This is a genomic window from Alteromonas sp. Cnat2-8 (genome assembly GCF_022348355.1).
Lineage (GTDB): Bacteria > Pseudomonadota > Gammaproteobacteria > Enterobacterales > Alteromonadaceae > Alteromonas > Alteromonas macleodii.
In genome coordinates, this window is record NZ_JAKREX010000005.1 from 116127 (window position 1) to 136478 (window position 20352).

Annotated in this window: 30 protein-coding genes; 1 reads left to right on the top strand and 29 read right to left on the bottom strand. The window is 45.8% G+C overall.

The genetic code is table 11. The annotated features are described in order from the left end of the window. Nucleotides 1-34: 34 nt before the first annotated feature. The 29 genes from MHN00_RS14005 to MHN00_RS14145 form a co-directional block, all read right to left on the bottom strand. Nucleotides 35-865: a hypothetical protein gene (locus MHN00_RS14005; RefSeq protein ID WP_239301511.1), complete on the bottom strand. Its 831-nt coding sequence runs from the start codon at nt 863-865 to the stop codon at nt 35-37. Nucleotides 866-962: 97 nt separating this feature from the next. Further along, nucleotides 963-1415, bottom strand: a complete 453-nt coding sequence (locus MHN00_RS14010; protein ID WP_239301512.1) for a phage virion morphogenesis protein — start codon at nt 1413-1415, stop codon at nt 963-965. Between the two features lie 171 nt (nt 1416-1586). Next, a complete protein-coding gene (locus tag MHN00_RS14015; RefSeq protein WP_239301513.1) occupies nt 1587-1784 on the bottom strand; it encodes a hypothetical protein in 198 nt (65 codons plus the stop codon). After that, nucleotides 1784-3202 (bottom strand): phage minor head protein, encoded by a 1419-nt coding sequence (locus MHN00_RS14020; RefSeq protein ID WP_239301514.1) that lies wholly within the window; start codon nt 3200-3202, stop codon nt 1784-1786. The genes MHN00_RS14015 and MHN00_RS14020 overlap by 1 nt, the downstream gene beginning before the upstream one ends. 175 nt (nt 3203-3377) lie before the next feature. Continuing rightward, entirely contained in the window at nt 3378-5003 is a 1626-nt protein-coding gene (locus tag MHN00_RS14025; protein WP_239301515.1) for a DUF935 domain-containing protein, read from the bottom strand. Continuing rightward, on the bottom strand, nt 5003-6658 hold the full coding sequence (locus MHN00_RS14030; RefSeq protein ID WP_239301516.1) for a terminase family protein: 1656 nt from the start codon (nt 6656-6658) through the stop codon (nt 5003-5005). The genes MHN00_RS14025 and MHN00_RS14030 overlap by 1 nt, the downstream gene beginning before the upstream one ends. Further along, on the bottom strand, nt 6658-7230 hold the full coding sequence (locus MHN00_RS14035; RefSeq protein WP_239301518.1) for a DUF3486 family protein: 573 nt from the start codon (nt 7228-7230) through the stop codon (nt 6658-6660). The genes MHN00_RS14030 and MHN00_RS14035 overlap by 1 nt, the downstream gene beginning before the upstream one ends. Then, nucleotides 7223-7483: a hypothetical protein gene (locus tag MHN00_RS14040; protein WP_014976450.1), complete on the bottom strand. Its 261-nt coding sequence runs from the start codon at nt 7481-7483 to the stop codon at nt 7223-7225. Before MHN00_RS14040 ends, MHN00_RS14035 begins: the two co-directional genes overlap by 8 nt. Nucleotides 7484-7629: 146 nt before the next feature. Beyond that, entirely contained in the window at nt 7630-7923 is a 294-nt protein-coding gene (locus MHN00_RS14045; RefSeq protein WP_014976451.1) for a hypothetical protein, read from the bottom strand. Then, the gene (locus MHN00_RS14050; protein WP_014976452.1) at nt 7923-8312 is read right to left on the bottom strand and encodes a DUF2730 family protein; all 390 of its coding nucleotides are present in this window, start codon (nt 8310-8312) and stop codon (nt 7923-7925) included. The genes MHN00_RS14045 and MHN00_RS14050 overlap by 1 nt, the downstream gene beginning before the upstream one ends. Nucleotide 8313: 1 nt before the next feature. Beyond that, complete coding sequence (locus MHN00_RS14055) at nt 8314-8538, bottom strand: hypothetical protein (protein WP_014976453.1); 225 nt, start codon at nt 8536-8538, stop codon at nt 8314-8316. After that, entirely contained in the window at nt 8538-9056 is a 519-nt protein-coding gene (locus MHN00_RS14060; RefSeq protein ID WP_239301519.1) for a hypothetical protein, read from the bottom strand. Before MHN00_RS14060 ends, MHN00_RS14055 begins: the two co-directional genes overlap by 1 nt. After that, the gene (locus MHN00_RS14065; protein WP_239301521.1) at nt 9056-9325 is read right to left on the bottom strand and encodes a hypothetical protein; all 270 of its coding nucleotides are present in this window, start codon (nt 9323-9325) and stop codon (nt 9056-9058) included. The genes MHN00_RS14060 and MHN00_RS14065 overlap by 1 nt, the downstream gene beginning before the upstream one ends. Further along, a complete protein-coding gene (locus tag MHN00_RS14070) occupies nt 9316-9846 on the bottom strand; it encodes a hypothetical protein (RefSeq protein ID WP_239301523.1) in 531 nt (176 codons plus the stop codon). Before MHN00_RS14070 ends, MHN00_RS14065 begins: the two co-directional genes overlap by 10 nt. A 52-nt stretch (nt 9847-9898) precedes the next feature. Then, nucleotides 9899-10528 (bottom strand): hypothetical protein, encoded by a 630-nt coding sequence (locus tag MHN00_RS14075; RefSeq protein WP_239301525.1) that lies wholly within the window; start codon nt 10526-10528, stop codon nt 9899-9901. 744 nt (nt 10529-11272) lie between these two features. Then, complete coding sequence (locus tag MHN00_RS14080) at nt 11273-12163, bottom strand: AAA family ATPase (protein WP_171337124.1); 891 nt, start codon at nt 12161-12163, stop codon at nt 11273-11275. Nucleotides 12164-12180: 17 nt separating this feature from the next. After that, a complete protein-coding gene (locus MHN00_RS14085; protein ID WP_014976459.1) occupies nt 12181-12618 on the bottom strand; it encodes a hypothetical protein in 438 nt (145 codons plus the stop codon). 297 nt (nt 12619-12915) lie between these two features. Next, entirely contained in the window at nt 12916-13242 is a 327-nt protein-coding gene (locus tag MHN00_RS14090; RefSeq protein ID WP_239301527.1) for a hypothetical protein, read from the bottom strand. A gap of 8 nt (nt 13243-13250) precedes the next feature. Then, complete coding sequence (locus tag MHN00_RS14095) at nt 13251-13682, bottom strand: Mor transcription activator family protein (protein ID WP_239301529.1); 432 nt, start codon at nt 13680-13682, stop codon at nt 13251-13253. Then, nucleotides 13679-14209, bottom strand: a complete 531-nt coding sequence (locus MHN00_RS14100; protein WP_239301531.1) for a regulatory protein GemA — start codon at nt 14207-14209, stop codon at nt 13679-13681. The genes MHN00_RS14095 and MHN00_RS14100 overlap by 4 nt, the downstream gene beginning before the upstream one ends. Beyond that, nucleotides 14210-14374 carry a hypothetical protein gene (locus MHN00_RS14105; RefSeq protein WP_171337120.1) on the bottom strand — a complete coding sequence of 55 codons (165 nt, stop codon included), beginning with the start codon at nt 14372-14374 and terminating at the stop codon, nt 14210-14212. Between the two features lie 71 nt (nt 14375-14445). Next, on the bottom strand, nt 14446-14622 hold the full coding sequence (locus MHN00_RS14110; RefSeq protein ID WP_239301532.1) for a hypothetical protein: 177 nt from the start codon (nt 14620-14622) through the stop codon (nt 14446-14448). After that, the gene (locus tag MHN00_RS14115; protein ID WP_239301533.1) at nt 14597-15289 is read right to left on the bottom strand and encodes a DUF3164 family protein; all 693 of its coding nucleotides are present in this window, start codon (nt 15287-15289) and stop codon (nt 14597-14599) included. Before MHN00_RS14115 ends, MHN00_RS14110 begins: the two co-directional genes overlap by 26 nt. Continuing rightward, nucleotides 15286-15567 (bottom strand): hypothetical protein, encoded by a 282-nt coding sequence (locus tag MHN00_RS14120; protein ID WP_014976464.1) that lies wholly within the window; start codon nt 15565-15567, stop codon nt 15286-15288. The genes MHN00_RS14115 and MHN00_RS14120 overlap by 4 nt, the downstream gene beginning before the upstream one ends. Beyond that, on the bottom strand, nt 15564-15872 hold the full coding sequence (locus MHN00_RS14125; RefSeq protein ID WP_239301534.1) for a hypothetical protein: 309 nt from the start codon (nt 15870-15872) through the stop codon (nt 15564-15566). Before MHN00_RS14125 ends, MHN00_RS14120 begins: the two co-directional genes overlap by 4 nt. A 6-nt stretch (nt 15873-15878) precedes the next feature. Further along, entirely contained in the window at nt 15879-16427 is a 549-nt protein-coding gene (locus MHN00_RS14130) for a hypothetical protein (RefSeq protein ID WP_239301535.1), read from the bottom strand. Between the two features lie 2 nt (nt 16428-16429). Next, entirely contained in the window at nt 16430-17140 is a 711-nt protein-coding gene (locus tag MHN00_RS14135) for an ATP-binding protein (RefSeq protein WP_239301536.1), read from the bottom strand. Nucleotides 17141-17142: 2 nt separating this feature from the next. Beyond that, nucleotides 17143-19311, bottom strand: a complete 2169-nt coding sequence (locus tag MHN00_RS14140) for a Mu transposase C-terminal domain-containing protein (RefSeq protein ID WP_239301537.1) — start codon at nt 19309-19311, stop codon at nt 17143-17145. 37 nt (nt 19312-19348) lie between these two features. Then, nucleotides 19349-19639, bottom strand: coding sequence for a helix-turn-helix transcriptional regulator (locus MHN00_RS14145; protein ID WP_239301538.1), 291 nt, complete (start codon nt 19637-19639; stop codon nt 19349-19351). Nucleotides 19640-19823: 184 nt separating this feature from the next. Here MHN00_RS14145 and MHN00_RS14150 point away from each other — a divergent pair, with 184 nt between their 5' ends. After that, nucleotides 19824-20339: a S24/S26 family peptidase gene (locus MHN00_RS14150; protein WP_239301539.1), complete on the top strand. Its 516-nt coding sequence runs from the start codon at nt 19824-19826 to the stop codon at nt 20337-20339. Nucleotides 20340-20352: the final 13 nt, after the last annotated feature.

The following is a 20352-nucleotide window of genomic DNA, read 5'->3' on the forward strand; positions in this document are numbered from 1 at the left end:
GACCAGTATGTCGGGCTATAGGGAAGGAAGGGGATTAGTCTAGGTTTAGGATATTTTGTGCTTTCACAATCGTTGAAATTGACTGGTGGATTAGCGCATTCAATGTACTATTTATTTGCATGGAGTCTGATTCTATTCCCAGCGAATCTATATCATTATGCAATTCTTGAAGGGTTTCATTAAATTTTTCAAATTGCTTCAGATAAAGCAGGTTGTTTACTCCCAGCCGCTGATATTCTTCTGCAAACGTGTAAACTTCGTGAGCTAGCTGCACTGAATGATTCAAAGCCAGCTTCAATTTGTCTAAAAAAAAGTTTCCATCCGCGCTATACAGGGCAATTTGGATTTTTTCCCCCTCTTCTTTTAGTTTTCTCAAGCTTATTTCAACCATAGGCTTCCCAACTAATTGAGCTTCAGTACGTTGAGTAACTGTTAGTGCAGCTCCGTCTTTAGACAAGGATACGAAGTTATAATTTAGCGAGTTATTAAAGTTCTGAATTGCCTTGCTGTATTTTTCATATGTTTTTTCATAAATATCTACAGCTCGGCTATGTTTCATGTTTTCTTCATGAATCTCAGCGGTTGCTCTTAGTTCTTTTGCTGTTGCATTCAATTCACTTCGCTGAAGTCTTAACTGTCGAAGTAAGAGTAAGATAGTTAAGAAAGTCAGCATTGGGTTTAAGATGCCACCGAAAAAATCGCCAAATGCCCCAAAGTCACTTTGATCACCAAAGTCACCGTGAAAATTTCCAAAGTAGGTTGCCAACATCAGTATGGCGATGGGTATCGCAACATATGGGAAATACTTGATGATTTTGTCTAATGTGGTGTTTTCGTCTTCGACAAGGTGCTTCCCTTCGCTCATTGCTGTTTAAATCCTTTCAGAAGTGTTTAAGTTTTTTGATTGGTAACTTTACTCGTCTAATTAGCAAAGTCGCCTTAGGATGTCTTACAGGGCGCTTTTATGCAATAGCATCTTTTAGGTGGTCTTGCAGTATTTCAACAATCTCGTCTGCATCTCTCCACGGCCCAGTTGTGAGACCTAAGAATGGGCGGGCAGGTATGCCGTCTTCTTCTCTACCGAATTGGTGCGTGGCGGCATATTCTTGGTTGCTTCCGAATGTGAGCACTCTTCCCGTTATCTGATAGGTTAACAAATCACGCATGGTACCGGATTGCTGCAGTATCCTATCTTCGCCACCTTTTCGTGCAAACGTCTCTGGCGCTAGCGGTTCCCATTGCTCCCCGTTGGGCGCTAGCTCAAGCTTAAAACGTTCTTGAGTTGCTTCTATCAGATATTCACCGATTTCCGCGAACGCTGGCTCTAAGTCAGTTCCTGCCCTGGCAATGCGAGAAAGCAACGCATTTATCTCTCCACTGCCATAAGCACGAACCGTAATGAAGCTACCAGCCATTACCATCCCTTTTTTTTATAACGTCGATTTTACTTTCAATTTCACAGCCCACAGAGAAAATCGTCATGCAGATGAGAAAACCCCAGATAGATATTACTTCTACCTTCATCAGAAAAGCGCTCAGTATCGCTATAAAGAGGATCCAACTAAGAATACTAGCTTTAACCATAATTAGTCAGCCTGCAGCACTAGGTTAGAAAGAAGATCACCAAACATAGCTTTTTCATGTTCAGGGGCTTTTTTCATTAGCGCTTCAATACGCGCTTGCTTTTCTGCAGTTGGTACCGATGATTGAAGCACTTGCTGTGCGTCACGCAGCTGCTCGCTCTCACCTTGATGTTCAGCGTTAATTTTATCGAAAATACTCATTACAGTAGTTCCCCCATTAGTTCGTCGAAGTATGCGACTATCGCTGGATAGTGCGTTTCAAGCACGGCGCGATTAAGCGCCCATGCGGCAAAGTGCTCGGCATGCCATTCCATGGTGTCTTGCATACTGTAAGTGGTAATACTCTCATTTAAGCCAGGTGTAGGAATTTCCATGCGCATGGCCTGAAATTGAACTTGGTGTCCCATTTCATGAAGCCATGTGATTATTGCGCCACCATGATCACCACTGTCTGTATAGTGCCTTACTATATGCGACAGTGACCATTGCCGCTTGCCAGCCTGTAAAGCGAGTATTGCCGCCTCTACCGCATTGGTTAAGTCGGTAATGTCGGCAATTTTATTTAAGTTTACACCTGTTTTGGCTTTTACGACTACGTGCTTCCAAGCAAGTGCTGTGTAACCATTTGCACGTCGTGCGGTGTTACTGGGTACAGGCCAATGGCCATTGGCTTTTGATATTGGGACATTTAAATAACTGGTAATGTCCTCTTCCAACTCTTTGGCTTTCTTGCTTCCACGTACCATTTCAGTTGGTTTAAGAAACAAGGTTTTCATACCGTAGGTGGTAATAAAATCGGTCACTTGGCGCATTTGTGGTTGCGCCTGGCTCAATTCTGAAATGATCTTGTTTAGTCCATGAATGGTTACATTCTTATTGGTTGAGTAAGCGCTAGGTACCACACGTTCAGGAAGGCGCTCTTTTAGTGGTGGCTTTGAAAGTTGCTGCTGGCGCAATACATCGGCTTGCGATTTTGAGCCAGGCGAATAATCGAAACCAGGGTCGATACCTACTGGCACATAATGTACTTCACCAGTTTTTTTATCTATCCATTCACGCGTCTCAATAACGGGCTCTTTGCTTAACTTCAGGCCTTTTCGCTGAATGCTTCTTGCTGTCTCACCAAACACTTTGCATTTACAGCCCCAACCGTTTTGGGGAAACCAGGTAAGCCAGAACGGCGACTCTTTGGGTAAAATGGTACCGTCTTTACTTTGGTGATGTGGGCGAGGGTAGCGACTATCTCCGTGCGCATAGCGCCAGTAAGGAAAATTCTGCAGCTGCTGGAAGCGACCCGCATTATAAGCTTGGCGCATGTTTGTGTCGTAAATGATATTAGCTCGCCATGCGGCACTGCCTGTGTGTTCCCATCCATGCTTTTTAACCAGGTGTTTAAACTCTTTTTGAAACCAGCTTAAACTTTTGCCCTCTGCTATTGCACTGTCTACCATTTGGCGAATGTCGGCCAACAAATCCGTCTTCGTTGCGCCAGCCACCATAAAGGCGTTGTTGTGTTGTTCGCGCCACACATCAGCCCAGCGTTCGCTGGGCATGTTCAACTTGTTTCTAAAGTGGGTAATGGCTTCAGTAAACTTCTGAGGGCCGTACTGGGCAGGCATTAGGCTTTTTCTTCCGCGTCCAAAATGTAGTAAGACTTACACTGACAGCGCGGACAAACCGTGTCATAGACTGCTAGCTTCTTGTGGCTGAGGTTGCGCTTTTCAAGCCTCTCATTTTCAAAATGTATATTTCTACATCTACAACATTCAACTTTCACTGGTTGTCTTATAGTCATCAATTACCCTCATTCACATCAAATCGTCCGCTTAACTCAGCTGCGGTAAATGCTTGGCCCAAAAGTAGTTGATAATCTTCAATGGGCAGTTGGTCTTCTAGTTCCAGCAGCTGCTCTAATAGCGCCTCCAATGAGTCAGCATTAGCTATTAGCGACTCAATGGGTTGCATTAACTGACTGAACGACTCGCCAGCCTGTTGTGCTAAACGCTTGGTAAGTACATCTGCACCGTCGTCTTTCGGTTGTTGTGCTTTAAGTGCAGCGAGCGCTAAACGCAATGCAGCGGTTTGTGGCTCTTGTTTTGGGACGTCCTTATCCGCATCTTTTTCCTCTGGCTCTTTAACAGCAGGCGTGGCGATAGCGCGAGCCAAGATAGCCTCTTCACCCTCTGGCTCGGGAATGCGAAGCTTGTCTTGCGCCCAGCTGGCCGGAATACGAAAACCAATGTCGACCAGCTTGGGTAGGCTCTCAGCGTATTGGCTGATGTCTTCGGGCTCTTGTGTGTCGAAAATAATGCGCGGCTTACGTCTTGGGTCGCCTCGGTAGCTTAGGCTGTTAAGCGCGTGCATCGGCAACACAAGGTCACGATTTAGCGTGTTAGCAATTTGGCGTAAGTCATGGTCGCGAATGTCTTGTCGTACTTCATTGTGCACGTTGCCTAGCGCTTGGCTGCCCGTGCTGTCTACCTGTGATGTGAGGGTTTGACCTAAAATGACTTTAGATTGGATGCGTTCACACCAGCTCATCATGGTCATGAAGGGATCGCTGCCACCGCCTTTCGCTGCTTCGTGAAATTCAATTTCCATGCCCTTGGGGATTATACCCCCAGCGTTGTGGCCAATGCCGAGTACTGCCTGAAGCAAGCGGCTCTTTTCAGTATCAGTTGCACCACTTGGGTATTTCCCCAATTTAATTGGAATACCGTAAATCTCTAGGAACTCGGCTAAGTCGCGTACCGAATAGTTTTTGAATATAAAGGGCCATGCCAGCTGACGAATTAGGCCTATACGTGCGGCATAACCGCTCTTTGCAGGGTGGCGGTGCTGCAGCCAGTTAAGCGGGCGTAGTTTCTCGCCTTTACCCGTTTGGTCGCGAAGGGCAATGCAGTCCTGGTCGTCGTGGTGTAACTGGAACCACGTAGCAGGGCGGTGCACGAATGCCTCAGGAATACGGAAGTTATTGTAAAAGCCCCATTCATACTCAATGTTTGAAAAGCCTTTTAAAATGCCGTCACCCATACCAAATATGATGTCGTGCCAGTCTTCCACATCTTTCAGCATTTGCTCTATGTTGGCCGCATCTTTTTGTTCCTGGGCGGTGGCATTCACAGGCGGCTCTATCTGCCAATCGATATCGGTTAGTGCCATCTTACGCTTGAATATTTCAGCCTGGATGTGACCGTCTTTCTCTTCTATGTCTTCAGCCAGATAGCACTGTTCTAATAAGCTACCTTGTTCAGCATTTTTAAGAATGACCGCCAACGTGGCAGGCGTTAGCCCAGAACTAGGGTGCTCAGCAAACTCGCGGCGCATTTGCGCCACACGTGCTGAATTGTCGGTTTGTTTGGTTTTAAGGCCGCGCTCGCGAACGCGAAACCGCGTACCGTTTTGCTCGTAGGTTTCCATTAGTAACACCCACTTTGTTGGATTGAGTAGTTGTCGTCATTGTTGCGGTTGTCGCGCCTTTCGGCTTTGGAAGGTAGGCTCATGTAGTCAATTTCACCGCCCTCCATTTTACTGGCCGCAACCATCATGCAGCAGGCAATAGCGCCGTCGCCATGTCGCTGTTTTTTAGTGTCGGTTTTCGCATCGGGTATGCGAGGCACGCCCCGGTTGTTAATTTGAATAGAGCGCAGGTCATCCAAGATGTCAGCGTCACTCGGTAGGATAATAGTGAAGTCCTCAAAATGGGCCTTCATGGGTGGCATGCTTTCTCGATACCAGTTTTCGGTGATCTTGACCGACTCGATAAGCCCCGCGCCGTAATGATCAACTGCTTGCTCTGCTAAGTATTCACCGTTACCCGTGGCATCCAATTGCGCACCAATAAAGCGGGGTAGCCTGTCGATGATGAAAAATAGAATTTGCTCCTGCTGCTTGTAGGGAATGTTTTTAAGTTCCACCACAAGCGGTACACGAAGGCTTACGTCTTGCTGTATTGCACCAACCCATAAACACGTTAAGTCGCCAGAGCGTGCAAAGTCCTCCCCTAAGCAGTGACGCTGCTCTGGGTTTAACTTCTCCAGCTGTGGCAGTAATACCTCTTTGCACCAGTCTTTAATATCAGCAGCGCGCAAGTCAGGGCGCATCTGGTTCCACTCAGCGCTTTGTGCATAGTGGATAACGGTGGGCTGGCCACTTTCGTCGGGTTGCACCATGGCCTTGTCGATAAGGGCACGGCTGATGTAGGCACCACCGCCCGATTTAGGCACACAGAAGTATTCTTCCAGTGCATCCTCTTGGCTGGCGGTATCGTTAAGTAAATCGTCCTTCCACTTTTGTTCGGCCTCTTGGCTCCAGTCGTTCCCTTTAACCTGGCATATGCGCTGATATAGCCCTTCATTACACGCATCATCTAGCGTAATACGATGAATGCTGTAACGCTTTTTGCCTGCTCGGCTGTCTTGTATGAGCTGGTTAAATAAGTTCTCTGCACCGTTATGGGTGCTGATAAGGCGCACCTTTGCGCCCCACATGGTAAGCGCAAGTGCAGCCTTGAGTACTTCCGCTAATTGATCGTGAAAGGCGGCTTCATCAATCGTTACGTTACCCTGCATACCACGCAGGTTAGACGGCTTCGAGCTCAGCGCTTGTATTTTAAAGCCACTGGCGAAGTGAATAACGAAGGTAAGAATTTCTTTGCCTTCTTGGCCATCATCAATGAACAGCTCTTCTTCAATGTCACCTGCAGCTTTATCAAAGGCTTTTGCCCACATGGCTGCGGCATCAATGAACTCGCGGGCCATTTCCTTGTTTGAGCCCACATAGAAGTGATTGGTACCGTGTGCGCTTTTGGTTCTACTGGCGGTAAGCACAGCGTCTGACGCTTCGGCCCACGTGATACCGGTTCGACGGGACTTCTCAGCAATCTTCAGCGGTGACTCATCGGCTACCCAGCGTTTCTGGTACCCAAGTAAAAGTTCGTTCTCATCGAAGGGAATGAAGGTAGGAAGGCCAAACCGCGTTTCAAGCCTGTCGCATTGCTCAATGGCTTTTTGATATTGCGTTTTACTGGGCCTGATTTCCTTAGGTGTAGGGGCAGGCTGTGGTGGCAGCTCCATTAGGCAATCCCCAAAATCTCACGCTTAATTTGCGCAGCACCATCTGCGGTTAGTCCCGCTGCTTTGGCTACCTCTGCGGCGCGCTCTGCGGCTTCTTCCGCCATGGCCTTGCGGATCTCTTTTTCACGCTTGGTACTTTCAGTAGCGGCTTTCTCAAGTTTTTCTACTCCAACGGCTAGGTCTTTAATGAACTTAGGTTCAACAATTTCCCCTGACTCAGACATTTTTAACACTTGGTCGAACGCTAGGGTGCGAACCATTTCAATGAGCACTTTCGAGACTTCACCTGTTGGCTTGCCGCCCAGCTGGTCTACCCATTGTTTAGACACTTCACGGGCTTCCTGAATGCGACTGCCCACTGTGGCCATGCGCGTGGCATAGCGGTTAAGTCCGCTACGTGAGATATGTTCTTCTTCGGGTAAGCCTGCGTCACGTATTAGGGTGTTAACCCGTTCAAGCACTTCGGTTTGCGTGACGGATTTATCGCGCAATAGCTCAATCAGCTCAGACTTTATGTCGTCGGGAAGCTGGTCTATTTTGCTGGGCTTGCCACGGGTGCGCTTATCACTCATGCGTTTGGACCTTCACTTCTTTTTCAAACTCTTTCAACATCTGTTTACGCACCCTAGGAATTGCTTTTTGCAACTCATCTAAAAGTCGATAGAACTCAGGGCATGTCTTACGCATGTGAGCCTTATAGCTTTCTTCTAAATCTGGATAATGCGTTCTGATGACATGTTTGGCGATTTCTTCACAAGCAAAGGCATGTGCAAGGCGGTCAATTACGTCCTTTTCTGCTTTAGTTGCTACTTTGCGTTTAGCCATTTTGAATCCTTACTTTTAGCCTAGTAGCAGCACTGTTACTAAGATTAAGGCAAATAAAACCCAACATGCTGCGATCCCGTGAGCGAATCCCCACTGATATTGCTCGGTTTGACGCCAGATTTTAATTGTAAATTTCATTAGCGTTGTTACCTCGGCCCTGGGCGCTTAACACCTGGTGTGGTGGCAAGGCCTCGTTCAACGTCTAGGCCGCGCTGTGTAATGCGGGCTATGGTGTAACTCTCATGATGGTCCAAGGTAACTAAGCCTTGCTCTTTCAGCCAATGAAGCTGAGTGCCTAGCTTATCGATGGTCATTGTATTGCCGTAGCTGGCGCATACACCCTGAATAATGCTGTTGTTTGCGGCATAGTCATCCATTGCTGCTAGGCAGTGCAAAATGCTTAAGCGCTCGTGTTCGTTTACTATAATTGCGATTGCCATTAGTTCTTGTCTCCGCGCAACTCGTTTTCAAAAAGTATGTTTACGTTGTTTAACACCTGTTTAAACAAAGGTTCCATGCCTTCTAATCGTCCATTTAAACGGGCTATTTCTTCTCGAAGGGCGGCGCTTTCTCCGGCACTTGGAAGGTGCTTAACGTGGCTGTCAATTTCATGTACCTTATCGCGTAGCTTGTAGTGCTCAATCTGATGGTCTTTGAACTTCAGTTCGTTTAGTTTGAAGCGCTCTTCCTGGCTGTTAACGTGCGCTGCTAACTCTGTCTTTGTCGCGAAATACTTGCTCAGCCAATAAAGTCCAGCCATCAGCATTACTGATACAAAGAACGAATAAATTTTCCAGTTGTCGTTAAGGTGGCTTACTACATGTTCCATGCTATCGATTCCCGTTCTCTACATCTTGTTGGCAATCGGCGCAGCGCTGAGCATCGACTATTATTCTGCGGCGTTGAGTTATATCGGCATCACAGCGCACGCATAAAGGTGCGCCATGCTCATCAGTTTTAATGGGTGGTGTAGGTGTTACTTGGTTAGGCCTAAAGCGCGTGGCCATTCGTTTAAAAGGGGCGCTGGCTTTATCTGCCATATCCGCTGCATCCATCAACTGGCTCCCTGCTTGCTGAACTTATCCCATGTTCTAAAGCCAAACCAAGCAAGCACTGGCGAAGCGATAAGTAGCGCTATCTCCCAATTGGCACCACTGCCATAGTCGAAGGCATTGAGCAACTCCATTACAAAAATATACGCCACTGTGAACCAGCTGTGCCGCCGCGCAATTTCAGGGCGAAATGTTTTAATTTCTTTACCCGAACGCAAGGTTTCTTGCTGCTGAGTATGCATCCCCAAATCATGAGTTAGCCTGGCTTTCTCTCGCTCGGCTTCAATTTGTGCTAGCCCTAGCTCAATTTCGCCTACAACCTCTGGCGGTAAGCTGTCTACGGTGGCCTTTACCTTGGCTACGCTACTAGGCGATGTGTCGCCGTTAACTGCCTCTACGACATCGGCAATGGTGTGTGCCACCTTTTCCGTCGCACCACCTTTACGCTCACCAAAGAGGCGAATCAGTGACGGACCATATTTAATGAGGGCTGAAATTCCTGCAGTGGCTAATAAAGACATTAAGCATGTGCTCCAAGTTGTTTACGTATTTTAGTAATGTGTTGCTCGGCATTCAGTCGCTGAGGTGTCTCACCATCATTTAGGTAAGCTTCCAGCTCTTGGTGCGTCACACTATTCCAGCCCTGTCGCCAGTACCAATGAGCAGTCGCGCGATAGCTGCTTTCAGGCAACAGCGTAAGGGTTCCTGAAATTCTCGCTTGTTTCTCGGCTTCAAAACGAGCACGGCGACCCGTGTTAAACCATTCTTGGTTAAATTTGCTTACGGGCATGGTGGTGTGCTCAAGTCTGATGGCGTTAGGCTGTACAGATATGTATTAGCGCTGTCTAAGTAGTGTGTGACTGTGCCTTTACCCGCCATTGAGTTGTAAAACTGTTTCCAGTACTCAGCGCGCCCTCGCAATGACGAAGGGATTAGCTCTGGCCGCAAGCGATAGTGCAGACGACAAAATATGAAGCTAAGAAGCGGGTCATTGGCTAATGAAGTGTGCTTTAGCTTCGTGATGTCGCAACCGAAGTGCTTTTCGATAAGATAGATAAAACGGCGGGGTGTGCGCTGAATAATGTCTTTGAATGCAATGGCGTCATGCTGACATAGCCCCATACCTGCACCGCCTGGTGTAGGATCTTGATAAAGACCAAGACACGTTTCTGCTGCGGCTGTTTCAAGTAGCAAGTTAGTGGCGTAGCCGTGCGAGCCATGTCCCAGCACATTACAAACTTGATGTGCTAGAGAAAGAGCTTGTATTTTCGACTTAAGGCCGTAGTAGTAAGTGGGATTTTCTTGGTTCATGCCGCCATCGTAGCGATGGCGGTGAGATAGGTGGGATTAGTCTGCGTTTGGGTTAAATGGCGATACCGCAATCGGTCAAAGCATTTCTGAATGAGTTGTCTAGTTTGTACTCTCCAGTGGAAGACGCCGCTTGATTAAAACCAACACGGCGATAAATCAAATTATAGCCATTTAACATTTGAGACAGGATCATTCGAGCCTTTTCGCCAGACACTGCGGTGTAGGGAGACATTATCTTGGTTGCGTTCTCCATGGAGTTCTCAAACGTAGCTTGATATTGCGCTTTTTGCTCAGCTGTCATTGAGGCCATGTAAGGTGCCATATCTACCGTGCTTGATGAGGGAACGTAATCAACAGGCGTTTCCTGTGTCTCTATCGACCATGCATCATTACTATCTATTCTCAGTTGGATGTTGCCAACAGGAACTTGTACTTGACCACCACTTAATACGCCAACTCTAAGGTCGCCATCTAGAGTTTCTACGAAAGGATAAAAGTTATTTGTGTATGTTAATACAGTGCCGTTAGCATAGTAGAGACTTCCTACTGTAACTCTGCATGAACTGGTGTCGTCGAACTGATCAACTTTTTTTTGTGTGAACCATCTAACTGTTGGAGGTTCAGTAGAGCCACAAGCTCCCACAAGCATGGCTATCGATATAATCAGCGCCTTAGTTTTCAAAGTGTTTTTCCTTTTCTTTTTATCCTTGGGATCGACAATTTAGAGCAATAGCGAATTTTGTTCAAATATAAAAAGCCCGAATTTCGGGCCTTACCTGCTATCTGGTGACCGCGACGAGTAGTTTTTCTTGTTGGGTCTGAAGATAGTCCAATAAGACAGCTAAACTTTTGGTTGAACATCGCCCCTCTGGTATCGCACCTACTAGTTCAGCAATCACCTGCTGACAAGTAACAAGAGTGTTAAGTTCTTCCAATAACTGGTTGTTTGTCATTCGCTATACTCCATGCAAAATGCTAATCGAAAATTTGACTAATAAGTCAATACCATTACTTAGCTAGCGCCAAATAACACGATCATATTCTTTCAATGGCATTTGTTCATAAAGTGCAAATGTTGGATAAATCGGGTTTTTCAAACTCTGGATATCTGAGTTGTTCATGAGGTGTTTTCCTTATAGATTTAAGTTGAGGCTTCCAATTAACTGGAAGCCGGGCGTCAACTAAAGCTCCATAAGTCGCTTCGGGCCTATTTCCCTTTCAGGTTTTGTATTACGCCTCTCCACCCGGCCATAGAAATGACGGATCTCGCCTATGCTTCGACGAGGAAACCGCATGGCTATCGGGTGCGGAAGACCGCTTATGGAGTTTTAGTGCCGACACCATAAAGGCGGGAGGGATTGGTGTCAATTAAATAGCGTAAAGCTGAATAGGTTGTAGGCAGTTTAAATGCCTACAACAGCTACAACTACGACAACTGGTAAAATATGCGAGTGTGGCGTTTAGAGCTTTTCCAGTAAATACCGTCGTATTTTTCTAGTCTAGCGCGAGCGGTCTTATCATCTTTGGCATATCCAGCGGCGTTAAGCAGGTCGCCTTTTCCAACTTGGCCTTCTCGAACTAACACGTGCTTAACCTGGTTTACAAACTCAAGGTCTTGTTCTGAGGCTTGCGCTTCAATTAAATCTACCTCTTCTAGGTCTAGCGTATTCGGGTCGATATCAAATGCTTTGTCGACAATGGCGGCACGTTCTTTCCTGACCTCAAGAATCACACCTACGCCTTCAGCAAGCTCTCGCTTCTTAAGCTGATACATATTGTCTAGGCTATTTCGAATTGCATTACTGCCTTGGTAATTGCGTCCATCTTTATTACTGTGGCCGAGTATCAGAATGGTACCGCCCGCTTCTCGAATATCTTTTAGTAGGTTCATTACCAGTCCAATTTTGGCTTCGTTGTTTACATCGGCGAAGTCTCGAAGACTGTCCACAAAGAAGATCATGTTTTCAAATTGATTAGCAGTAGCATTTTCTGCCAACGTTCTTAGGAGTTCAAACGGGGGCAGGGGGCTTTTGCTACGTTGCACATAGTGCAAGTTTGCATGAGGTGCGATAAGCAGTTCGTGTACCTTTCGCTCTTTCAATACACTCAGTGGGTTGTCAAAATCTAAGTAGAACACTTGTTTCATTCGGGGAGCACAGTATTTCGCCAGCGCAAACGCTAACCAGCTTTTGCCATTCCCACCATCGGCATAGACCATGGTCATCATGCGCTTGGTGATGAAGCCTTCAATAACGAAATCTATCTTTTGATTAAAATCAGCTTCGCACAGGCTTGCTTGTGTGAGTATTTGGAGCATTTATTGGTCCTTTCTTATTAGAGTTCTTCTAGCGCTTGGTATTTGATGGTGTGGTACACGCCACCAAAATGTTCAATGTCCTCATCTGTAAAGCCAGCAGCAATCAAATGGTCTTTGGTTAAACTTTCAAACAGTTTGAATAAAAGCTTTGAGCCGCGTTTAGAAAGCTCCACACAGCCAAACAATTCATCCATTGGAATGTCTTCAGACTCGGTTTCTTTTTCTATCACTGGTATTTCTCCTGATAATTTGTTGTTACCGCCGTAAAGCAGTTTGTTTAATACTGGCGTTACTCTTAAGCCCTCCACCTGAACACGTCGCACCACTTCTTTGACGACAGTTGCGGGGAGCTTGCTTCTAATCGCCAACTCGCGAGTGCTCTCAATTCCTCTACCATCTAAAATGGCATTGAGCTGTAATTGTGTAATGGTGTGGTCGAGTATGATAAGGCTCATAGCATTCCCCTTAGTGCATTCTTCCATTTTCACCTGGACTACGAGGGCGCTTCCAAATTTCAGTTTTCCAAATAGGCTTTGCTCGTGCTATTGGTATCCAAACCGCGCGTGTGAGGACTGTTGCACAAAACAGAAGGGAGGCTATTAAATTGATAGCTATTGTTAAGCAAATAGTGAAAGGATAGAAAAGCGAACATAGTGAACGTCTTAGATAGTTGTTTTTTATGAATCCTATCCACGCTGGTCGCACTGAATATCCACCTTCATTATTTTTGAATATTACAAACATGTTGCCTCCTACTGCATATTTAATAGACGGTCAATTTCTGCGGCAAGCAGGGCTCCAGCTTTTGTGAGCTCGCGCACTCTTGATTCAACAGAGTGGTCCTGTCCAGGCTTCCAAGATTCAACACTCCAAGGCCAACCATTAGGTTTCAAGCCCATTGACGCTTGAACATTCACCGACTCTCTAATTCTTGGTGAGCTTCCACCAACTATGGCGTAGCAGATAGCAGCGCTGGTTAACTCACCTGGCTTATAAAGGGAGTCCAGTGCCAAGGTGTAACCTTCTTCATTAATCTGTCTTGTTCTTTCTTTTGTAATTAGTTCGATACCTGTTTTCATTGTTTTTCCTATATAAGCTGCGGTTGGATTTTGTTGCGATATTCTTCACGCTTGGTGCGCAGAATCTCGTAAACACGAATTTGATTGAGTTCAGGACAGTATTCTTTTCGTATCTTTTCTACTGGCCAGTTGTGGTTGTGCCACAAACGAAACATTTGAATGTCTCGTAGTTCTTGTTGAAGGCGCTCACCGCGTGGTAAGTATCTACACTCACCACCTTGGTAATGCGCTATTTCTGCGATAAGTTGGCAGCTAAGCTTGTACGCCTTGTTATCTTCGATATTTGCCTTTTTAAGGCGTCGCTCACAAATTAAAACCAATGCCCACAAGTGCTCTTTGTATCTGGCCATGGCTAGTGCTTTATCGTCAGCTAAATCCGGCAGGTGCTCCAATAGTGAGTCAAAGTCATCGTCAAAATCGAACTGCTCTTGATTGCTCACGGCATCAGCTCCTCAAAAGCGCTTTTTACATACTCGTAAGGCGCTTTTTCTGTACTCCACACCTTTCTATGCCCTTTCAACACGGTGTACCCTTCAGCAATGAGTTTTATTGCCATCTCACGTCGGTGCCAGTTCTTTAGTGACTCCAGTACTTGTGCCAAGCTCCCATCTTTCAGCCAGCCCACGTGCGACACGTTAACAATGCGAGACACATAGGCGTCTAATGCACTCTCAGAACCGTCTCGCACAAAACCTTGCTGATACATGGTTATCCAAATAGCACGTATTTTGTCTATTCCCGTACCTTTAGACTTGGGTGACAGTCTGCGTCCAGAAGATGCTTTTCTGACTTTGAACCCTTTATCTTTCATTTCGTCCATGACGCGCTCAAGCTGTTCTACGTTCATGCCTGCGCATGAATTCGTCCCTGTAACGCGTTGAAGCAAGTTGCGGTAACTGTCCTCATCCATTTTGAGCTGCGCTTTTGCGACATGAATTTTGGTAATTAACCCGCGCTTGATAGACATTTATTCGTCTCCGATTGGCAAGCTGTCAGCCGCGCCTTGAAAAAACGCTTGAGCAAACAGCAACGCTGCAACTAAAAGAGAAAACGCACCTCCCCAGTTGTATCCGAAGTAAAAGCAATACGCCGTGGCGTAAAGAAACATCATAAATAAACAAAGACGTAGCATGGTTTTCTCCTTTCCCTAAACAAAGCCCTGAACGTTCAAGGCTTTGGTTAAGGGCCCCGAAGGGCCGCTCGTTATTTAGCTGGCATTATTTCTAGCCACTTTTCGTTGTTGCTTTCGTCGTGATACACGTTCATCACGTAAGTTTCTTCTACTCCATCAACGTCTGGCGGCAGCTGCGCAACGGCTTCGGCTAGCTCTCGTTTCGAGCCAATGTGGGTTCGGCTAAGCACTTTCGGTTGATTGCTCATTTTTCAATTCCTTGTTGGTGTCAGTAGTAATGTCTGAGATATCCAGTGCAAGCTGGCGATACGTGCCATCTTCAAGACGGAAATAAATGCGGAAGTACTCAGCACTGCTATCAACCTCAATGGCGTCAGCCAGTGCGGTCATGGCCAGTTGCCATTGCTCGTCTTGAATGTTGTGTTGGCGAAGGCTTAGTACCTTGGCAGCGCTAAAGCGCCCGTGCTTATCGGTTTTAAATGCGCCTTGCACAATGGCTTGGAGGTTCTTGTTACTGCCTTTCGACCAGCGTTTGATGCACTCGTCAATCATTGCTTTTGCGGCTACAAGGTTTTCGTTGAAACACAATCTGTCTTGACGGCTACGCTCAATCTTTATGCGACGGTCAAAACTATAAAGCGTGACATTGCCCTTGGTGCCGCCCAGGCGTTTGTCATAATTCTTCATTGCGTGACTTACAAACTCAGCAACGTCTCGTTTCAACTTTTTGGTGAACGCTTGTAGTTCGTCATGCACCAAAATTGCGTTAAGAAAGAGCTCTCTTGTTAATTTGTCCCGCTCAATCTCAAGCGGCTTGATACGGTCTTTGCGGCGTAGGTTGCCCTCACCATCTTCCATAAACCCAGTCGGGGCTTCTGGTTTGGCAATTTGATAAAGCTTATCGATAGATGTCATGCGTTTAATTCCTGTTGTGGTTCTTCATTGGTTAAGTGCCATTGCACCGTGCAGCCGTATAGTCGTGTAGCCATCATGTGACAGCGGCCAGTGTGCGTTCCCGTAATTGAAATCAGTGTTCCTTTAACCCGCTTATCTCTCGGCGGGAGGATATTGATAACGGTGGATGTGTCTTGGATAGACAGGCCAGTGATGGCACACCCTTGTTTGATTAGGTGCGTCATCGCCAGGCTCGCCTTATCCACTCTTTTCTTAAAAGCAGTGTTATAAGCGTTCATTGCTTGCTCCTGTGTATGCAGTTTTGGCACGCTCTAAAAAGCCTGACGCGCTGCGGGTTACTTGCCGAAAACGGTCTTATCTGTTCGTTTAAACAGCGTTTAACCGCTATTGAACCAAGCACTGGGCAGGGCACCGTTAAATTTGCGTACGCTGCCAGTACTTTCTTTTCAATATTGCTAATGCTTCCTGGGTACTTTTTATTAAGCACCTGAGAAAGTGTGGTCTTACTCATGCCCGTGTCTAACTCAACCTGACGACGACCCAATTCCTTGACCTTGTTCGCTAATAATTCATACCAATCCATGTTTCCTCACTTAGTCACAGCAGTAGCTGCTACTAGTTTTTTAAGGTTCTGGTCGTATAAGCCTGCTTGTCGGGCTATGGGATACATATGCCCAGTGTTACTCAGTAGTCTGTAGCGGTTGTGCCAGCCTCGGCGTTTTGCCATAGATGCGCGCTTGTTAAAGCCGCTTAATTTCACAACGTACTGGTAACGACACAGGTCAGTGAGGTAGCGCTCCACACTGCTCCTACTGCACTCTGCAAGGGCCACAATTTCAGGAATAGTGAACACTTCTAGATACCTCATGGCTTGCCAAATTTTTTGGCGCTTCGAACCTGGCTGAGGGCTAGTTGTGTTCTTCCCTGGTAAATGTGGCTTTGCACGTGCAACCTTTGCGTAAACGACCGGGTTTGCTTTTCGATTTACCGTTGTTACAGCACCAAGTTGCTTAAGATGGTCGATTACCATTTGCGCTTGGTACAACGAGACTTCCATTTCCTTTGCCAGCTCATTCGAGTGAAAGTCTGGCTGTTCTTTTATCCACTCCCAGCTACGCTGGCTGAGGGTTTGAGACATATCTACAGTTCCGCGACAGGGAAAAATTGACGCTGGGCCCATTGATCAGCGTTTATTGTTTTTAGGTTGTTCGACTTTGTGAACCTCTCAATACTTGCAAGACCAGTAGTGATGCGTCGAAAGTTACCTTTTGAGACATCTAATAACTCTTGCAGTAGGTCAGGCGAAATGACGGTGTGCTCTACCAGCTCACTCGCCATGATAGAAATGTCTTCCTCATCGGCTCTTTGAAACTTTACGTGCTGGCTGATGCGATTGTGTAACTGCTCAAGTCGCTTGATTTTTACGGGAAGCAAGTCATAACCAATCATGATGACTGGTACGCCAGACATGTCGTAAATGTCACGTATTGTTTCAAGAATCTCGATGTTGTCAGCGATGTAGTCAGACTCATCAATGAACAGTGGTTTTCCACTCAATGAGAGTTCTCGAACAATAAAATTAAGCATGTCAACTTTACTTTTACGCTTATCTAGCCCTAGTTCACGTGCGAGTCGCCATAACCAAGCTGGCAATGTGTCTGCTCTGTAGCAGCGGACTAAAACACCGTCAGCTTGAACGAACAGGAACGCCCCCGCTGTCGTTTTGCCAAGTCCTGACTTACCTGAAAAGAGACATATAGCGGGTGAGCCCTCTAATGAGGCTTGGTATATAGTTTGATAGGCGTCGAATGCTGCCATAACGTTTTTTGTTTTTGCGGTAGTCGCTTTCATTTCTACTTTCCTTTGTTAGCTGTATTGTCTTGATACAAATTATCGAGCATGGCTGCCGCCCGTCGGTTCTCACGACGATATTGGTGAAGCCATGCTTTTTCGCTAGGGCTCAACAAGCCCTTAGTTTTTCTTTCGGTGAAATAACGTGCTTTTTGATGATCACTTGAGAATGTGGGCTCCGCGGAAGTACGTATCGCTTCAACGGCCTCAAGCTCTTTTCTACGTTTCTCAAATTCACTTTTTTGTTCTTCTGAATAGCCCTGCGTTTCAGTTGTCGCAGTAGTGATGGACGTAATAGTTGATGTGTTAACCTGCTTAGAAGGTTTAGGAAACGCGGATACGCCTCCTGTTTGAGCTTCACGGTACGCAATAAACTTTTGCGCTACATCACTGACATCGTATTCTTTCGATGCTTGTTTTATAGCTTCTCGCTCGTTGCGAAGCCTCGCTCTTTGAATCCGCTTAGCTTCTTGAGCATGCGTCATTGTTATTTCGTTATCGACTAGTTCTGGGTTAAACGCCTCGCAGATGAATTCGCGCTTGACGGGATCGAATACGAATATTTTTCCAATATCATCAGGATTGAAACGACAGTGAACTCGTTCACCAATATAGGCTCCTAGTTCTGCATGAATGTACTCTACGCCCTCAACGCTGATACCTTCTTTACCAACGGTTCTAAATCCTTTTTGGCTGGGTACCGGTGCAAGTAAAACGTCCAATAGCCGCTCGTTATCCAAGCGTTTTATGGTTTGTTGATGTTGAGTGAACTGTTCAAATGGGGTGCATTTGAGTTCGCTGTGCTCGGTATGGTCGTAGTGGTAATCAAGCCAAGAATTAATGAATTTTTCGAAGTCAGTTGATGAGATAGATACATCAAGCGCTACTCTATCTGCGCCTTTTTCTCGTCGCTCTATTAAGCGCTGAGCAAAAGTAAGGCGAGCATTTATCTTTTCACGATCACTAACGTTATGACCGATGTAGCCCGATAGCATCTCGGCAATACCATGGCTAAACGTTCTGAAGAAACGTTCTATGAAGGGTTTTTCCCAGCCGCTGTAAGGATTGGTAATTTGGTTGTGTATACCAAGTGCATCCCATATCGCGAAGATATGCGCAGAGCAATAGTCAGCTCCATTATCTGTTCGAGCGACTTCTGGAATACCCCAATCAAGGATCGTATTGCGGATTAAAAGTGCAATACCTTCGGCATTCGATGTAGGTTTTAAAACGACTTTTACACGTCGTGTAAACACATCAATTACACCAATAATTGAATATCTACCATCGGTAAGCATTACGTCGGCTGGTGTGCTATCAAATTCCCAAAGTTGGTTGATGCGTTCAACACCTGCACTGCGGCTGCCAAAAGCTGCCATGTGTTTGTTCTGCCAGCCACTGGCATCCATAAGAGATAGGAAAGTGGTTTTGTTTTCATCTTTCCATTTACGTAGCCAATCTCTACAAGTCGATGGTGAAGGCGTTGAGTATTTTCCCTCAAACTCCATCTTAAGAAGTTCAGATAAGCGCTGGCCCTTTATGTGTGGAAACTGATGGATTAAAGCAACGGAATATCGCTTCATTTCCGGCGTGGTTTCAATGATGCTCTTGCCCTTGGTTTTACCGTAACCTGTAACTAACCCTTGGAAACCGTGCTTTTCGTAGCTTTTTTCCCAACGAAGAAGTGTGCGGTAACTTAGGCTTGGCTTAATGCGATAATGAGCTTCATTTATCTCAAGTTCTCGGTTGTTATATAGACCAATAAAAGTGTTCCAAGCTGAGACTTTACTGCTCATTTCAGCAGCAAAACTTTGAGCCAGCTTTAATATGAATAGAGAGGTGCTAGCGCGCTTGGCATTCTCATCCTGGTATGAAGCATCTAATAAGCCACTCTTTCTCGCATCTAGGGTAATGCTTTTTTCTACTTCACTAATGGTGCTTTCAACTGTCTTCTTGTTTTTGGCCTTTGACGCAAGAGAGCTGGGGTGAAATTTCTTCTCAACTGCATTAGCCACTTCCTCAGGAAGGCCTTCGAAAAGATAGTGGGGAACTCTGCCACCCAAACCAGCGAGTAGTTGGAATGGCCAGCCCTCATTTTTAGCTCGCAAGCTAACATTGCGCTTAGCAATATTGAGAGCTTCAGCGATTTCCTTGGCAGTAAATAGTTTCATAAGAGGTTCTCTAGTTATTGCGAGACACAATTGTGTCTTATGCGCTTTTTACGCCGCGAGTTTCTTTTACCGCTTCCTTTGCTACAATCTTGCTATGTAGAAATCTGCGACGTGTGCCATTAGCGTGATAACGAGAAGGCCAAATCTCTTTGGGGTGCAGCCCTAGAGCTTTTGCAATAACGGCCTCTGGTTTTGCGTAAGGTCTGTGCATTGCGGTATCACATGCCCTGGCTGCTAAACCATTTTGAATAGAGAGATCTTTTAAAGTGAGCTCTTTCTTACGAATTGCAGCGACGATATCTGCTGGGTGCCAATCTTTTTGGTACATTTTTAGATCCATTTAGTGTTGCTTTTTTTGAATCATAGGACACAAAAATGTCTCATGTAAAGCATGTTCAGACACAAATGTGTCTTAATTTCTTTATGCCTTTGAAAACTAAAAATAAAAAGTTGGGTTTTTTATGAACGTGAATGAATTTTGCTCTTTGATAAAAAGTATTCGTGAAGAAAAAATGAGCAGGAAGGAGTTCGCAAGGCGTCATGACCAATGGCATGAAAATACACTCAAGTCTTATGAGAAAGATCGACTCCCTGATGTCGATTACCTCTATTTACTTCACAAAGAAACGGAATTTAGCTTTAGAGAGCTCGTCGAGGCGCGAACCAGGGTTGTTCTAGAGGGTGTTGCTGATTTAGAAGAAATTGAAAATGCAATCTCATTAGTGCAAGGAACTGCAAACTATAAAGAAAAACAATTCATTGTCATCGAAGATAATGCCATGGAGCCCCATATTCAAAAGGGCGCTCGTTGCCGAATAGATGAAAGCGATAAAGCCTTACACCCTGGTCACATCTATTGCTTTAAAATTGAAGATAATTTCACGTGTCGAAAGGTCCATAAAACCCTCTTAGGGGACCTCATTCTGCAAGCAGAGAACGATGAGTTCATTCCGTTGGCATTTAACGAAGATTACAGAGAGCTACTCAATATTGTTGGTAGAGTCACTGAAGCTTCTAATACCTTTTGAATGTCTTTTAAAC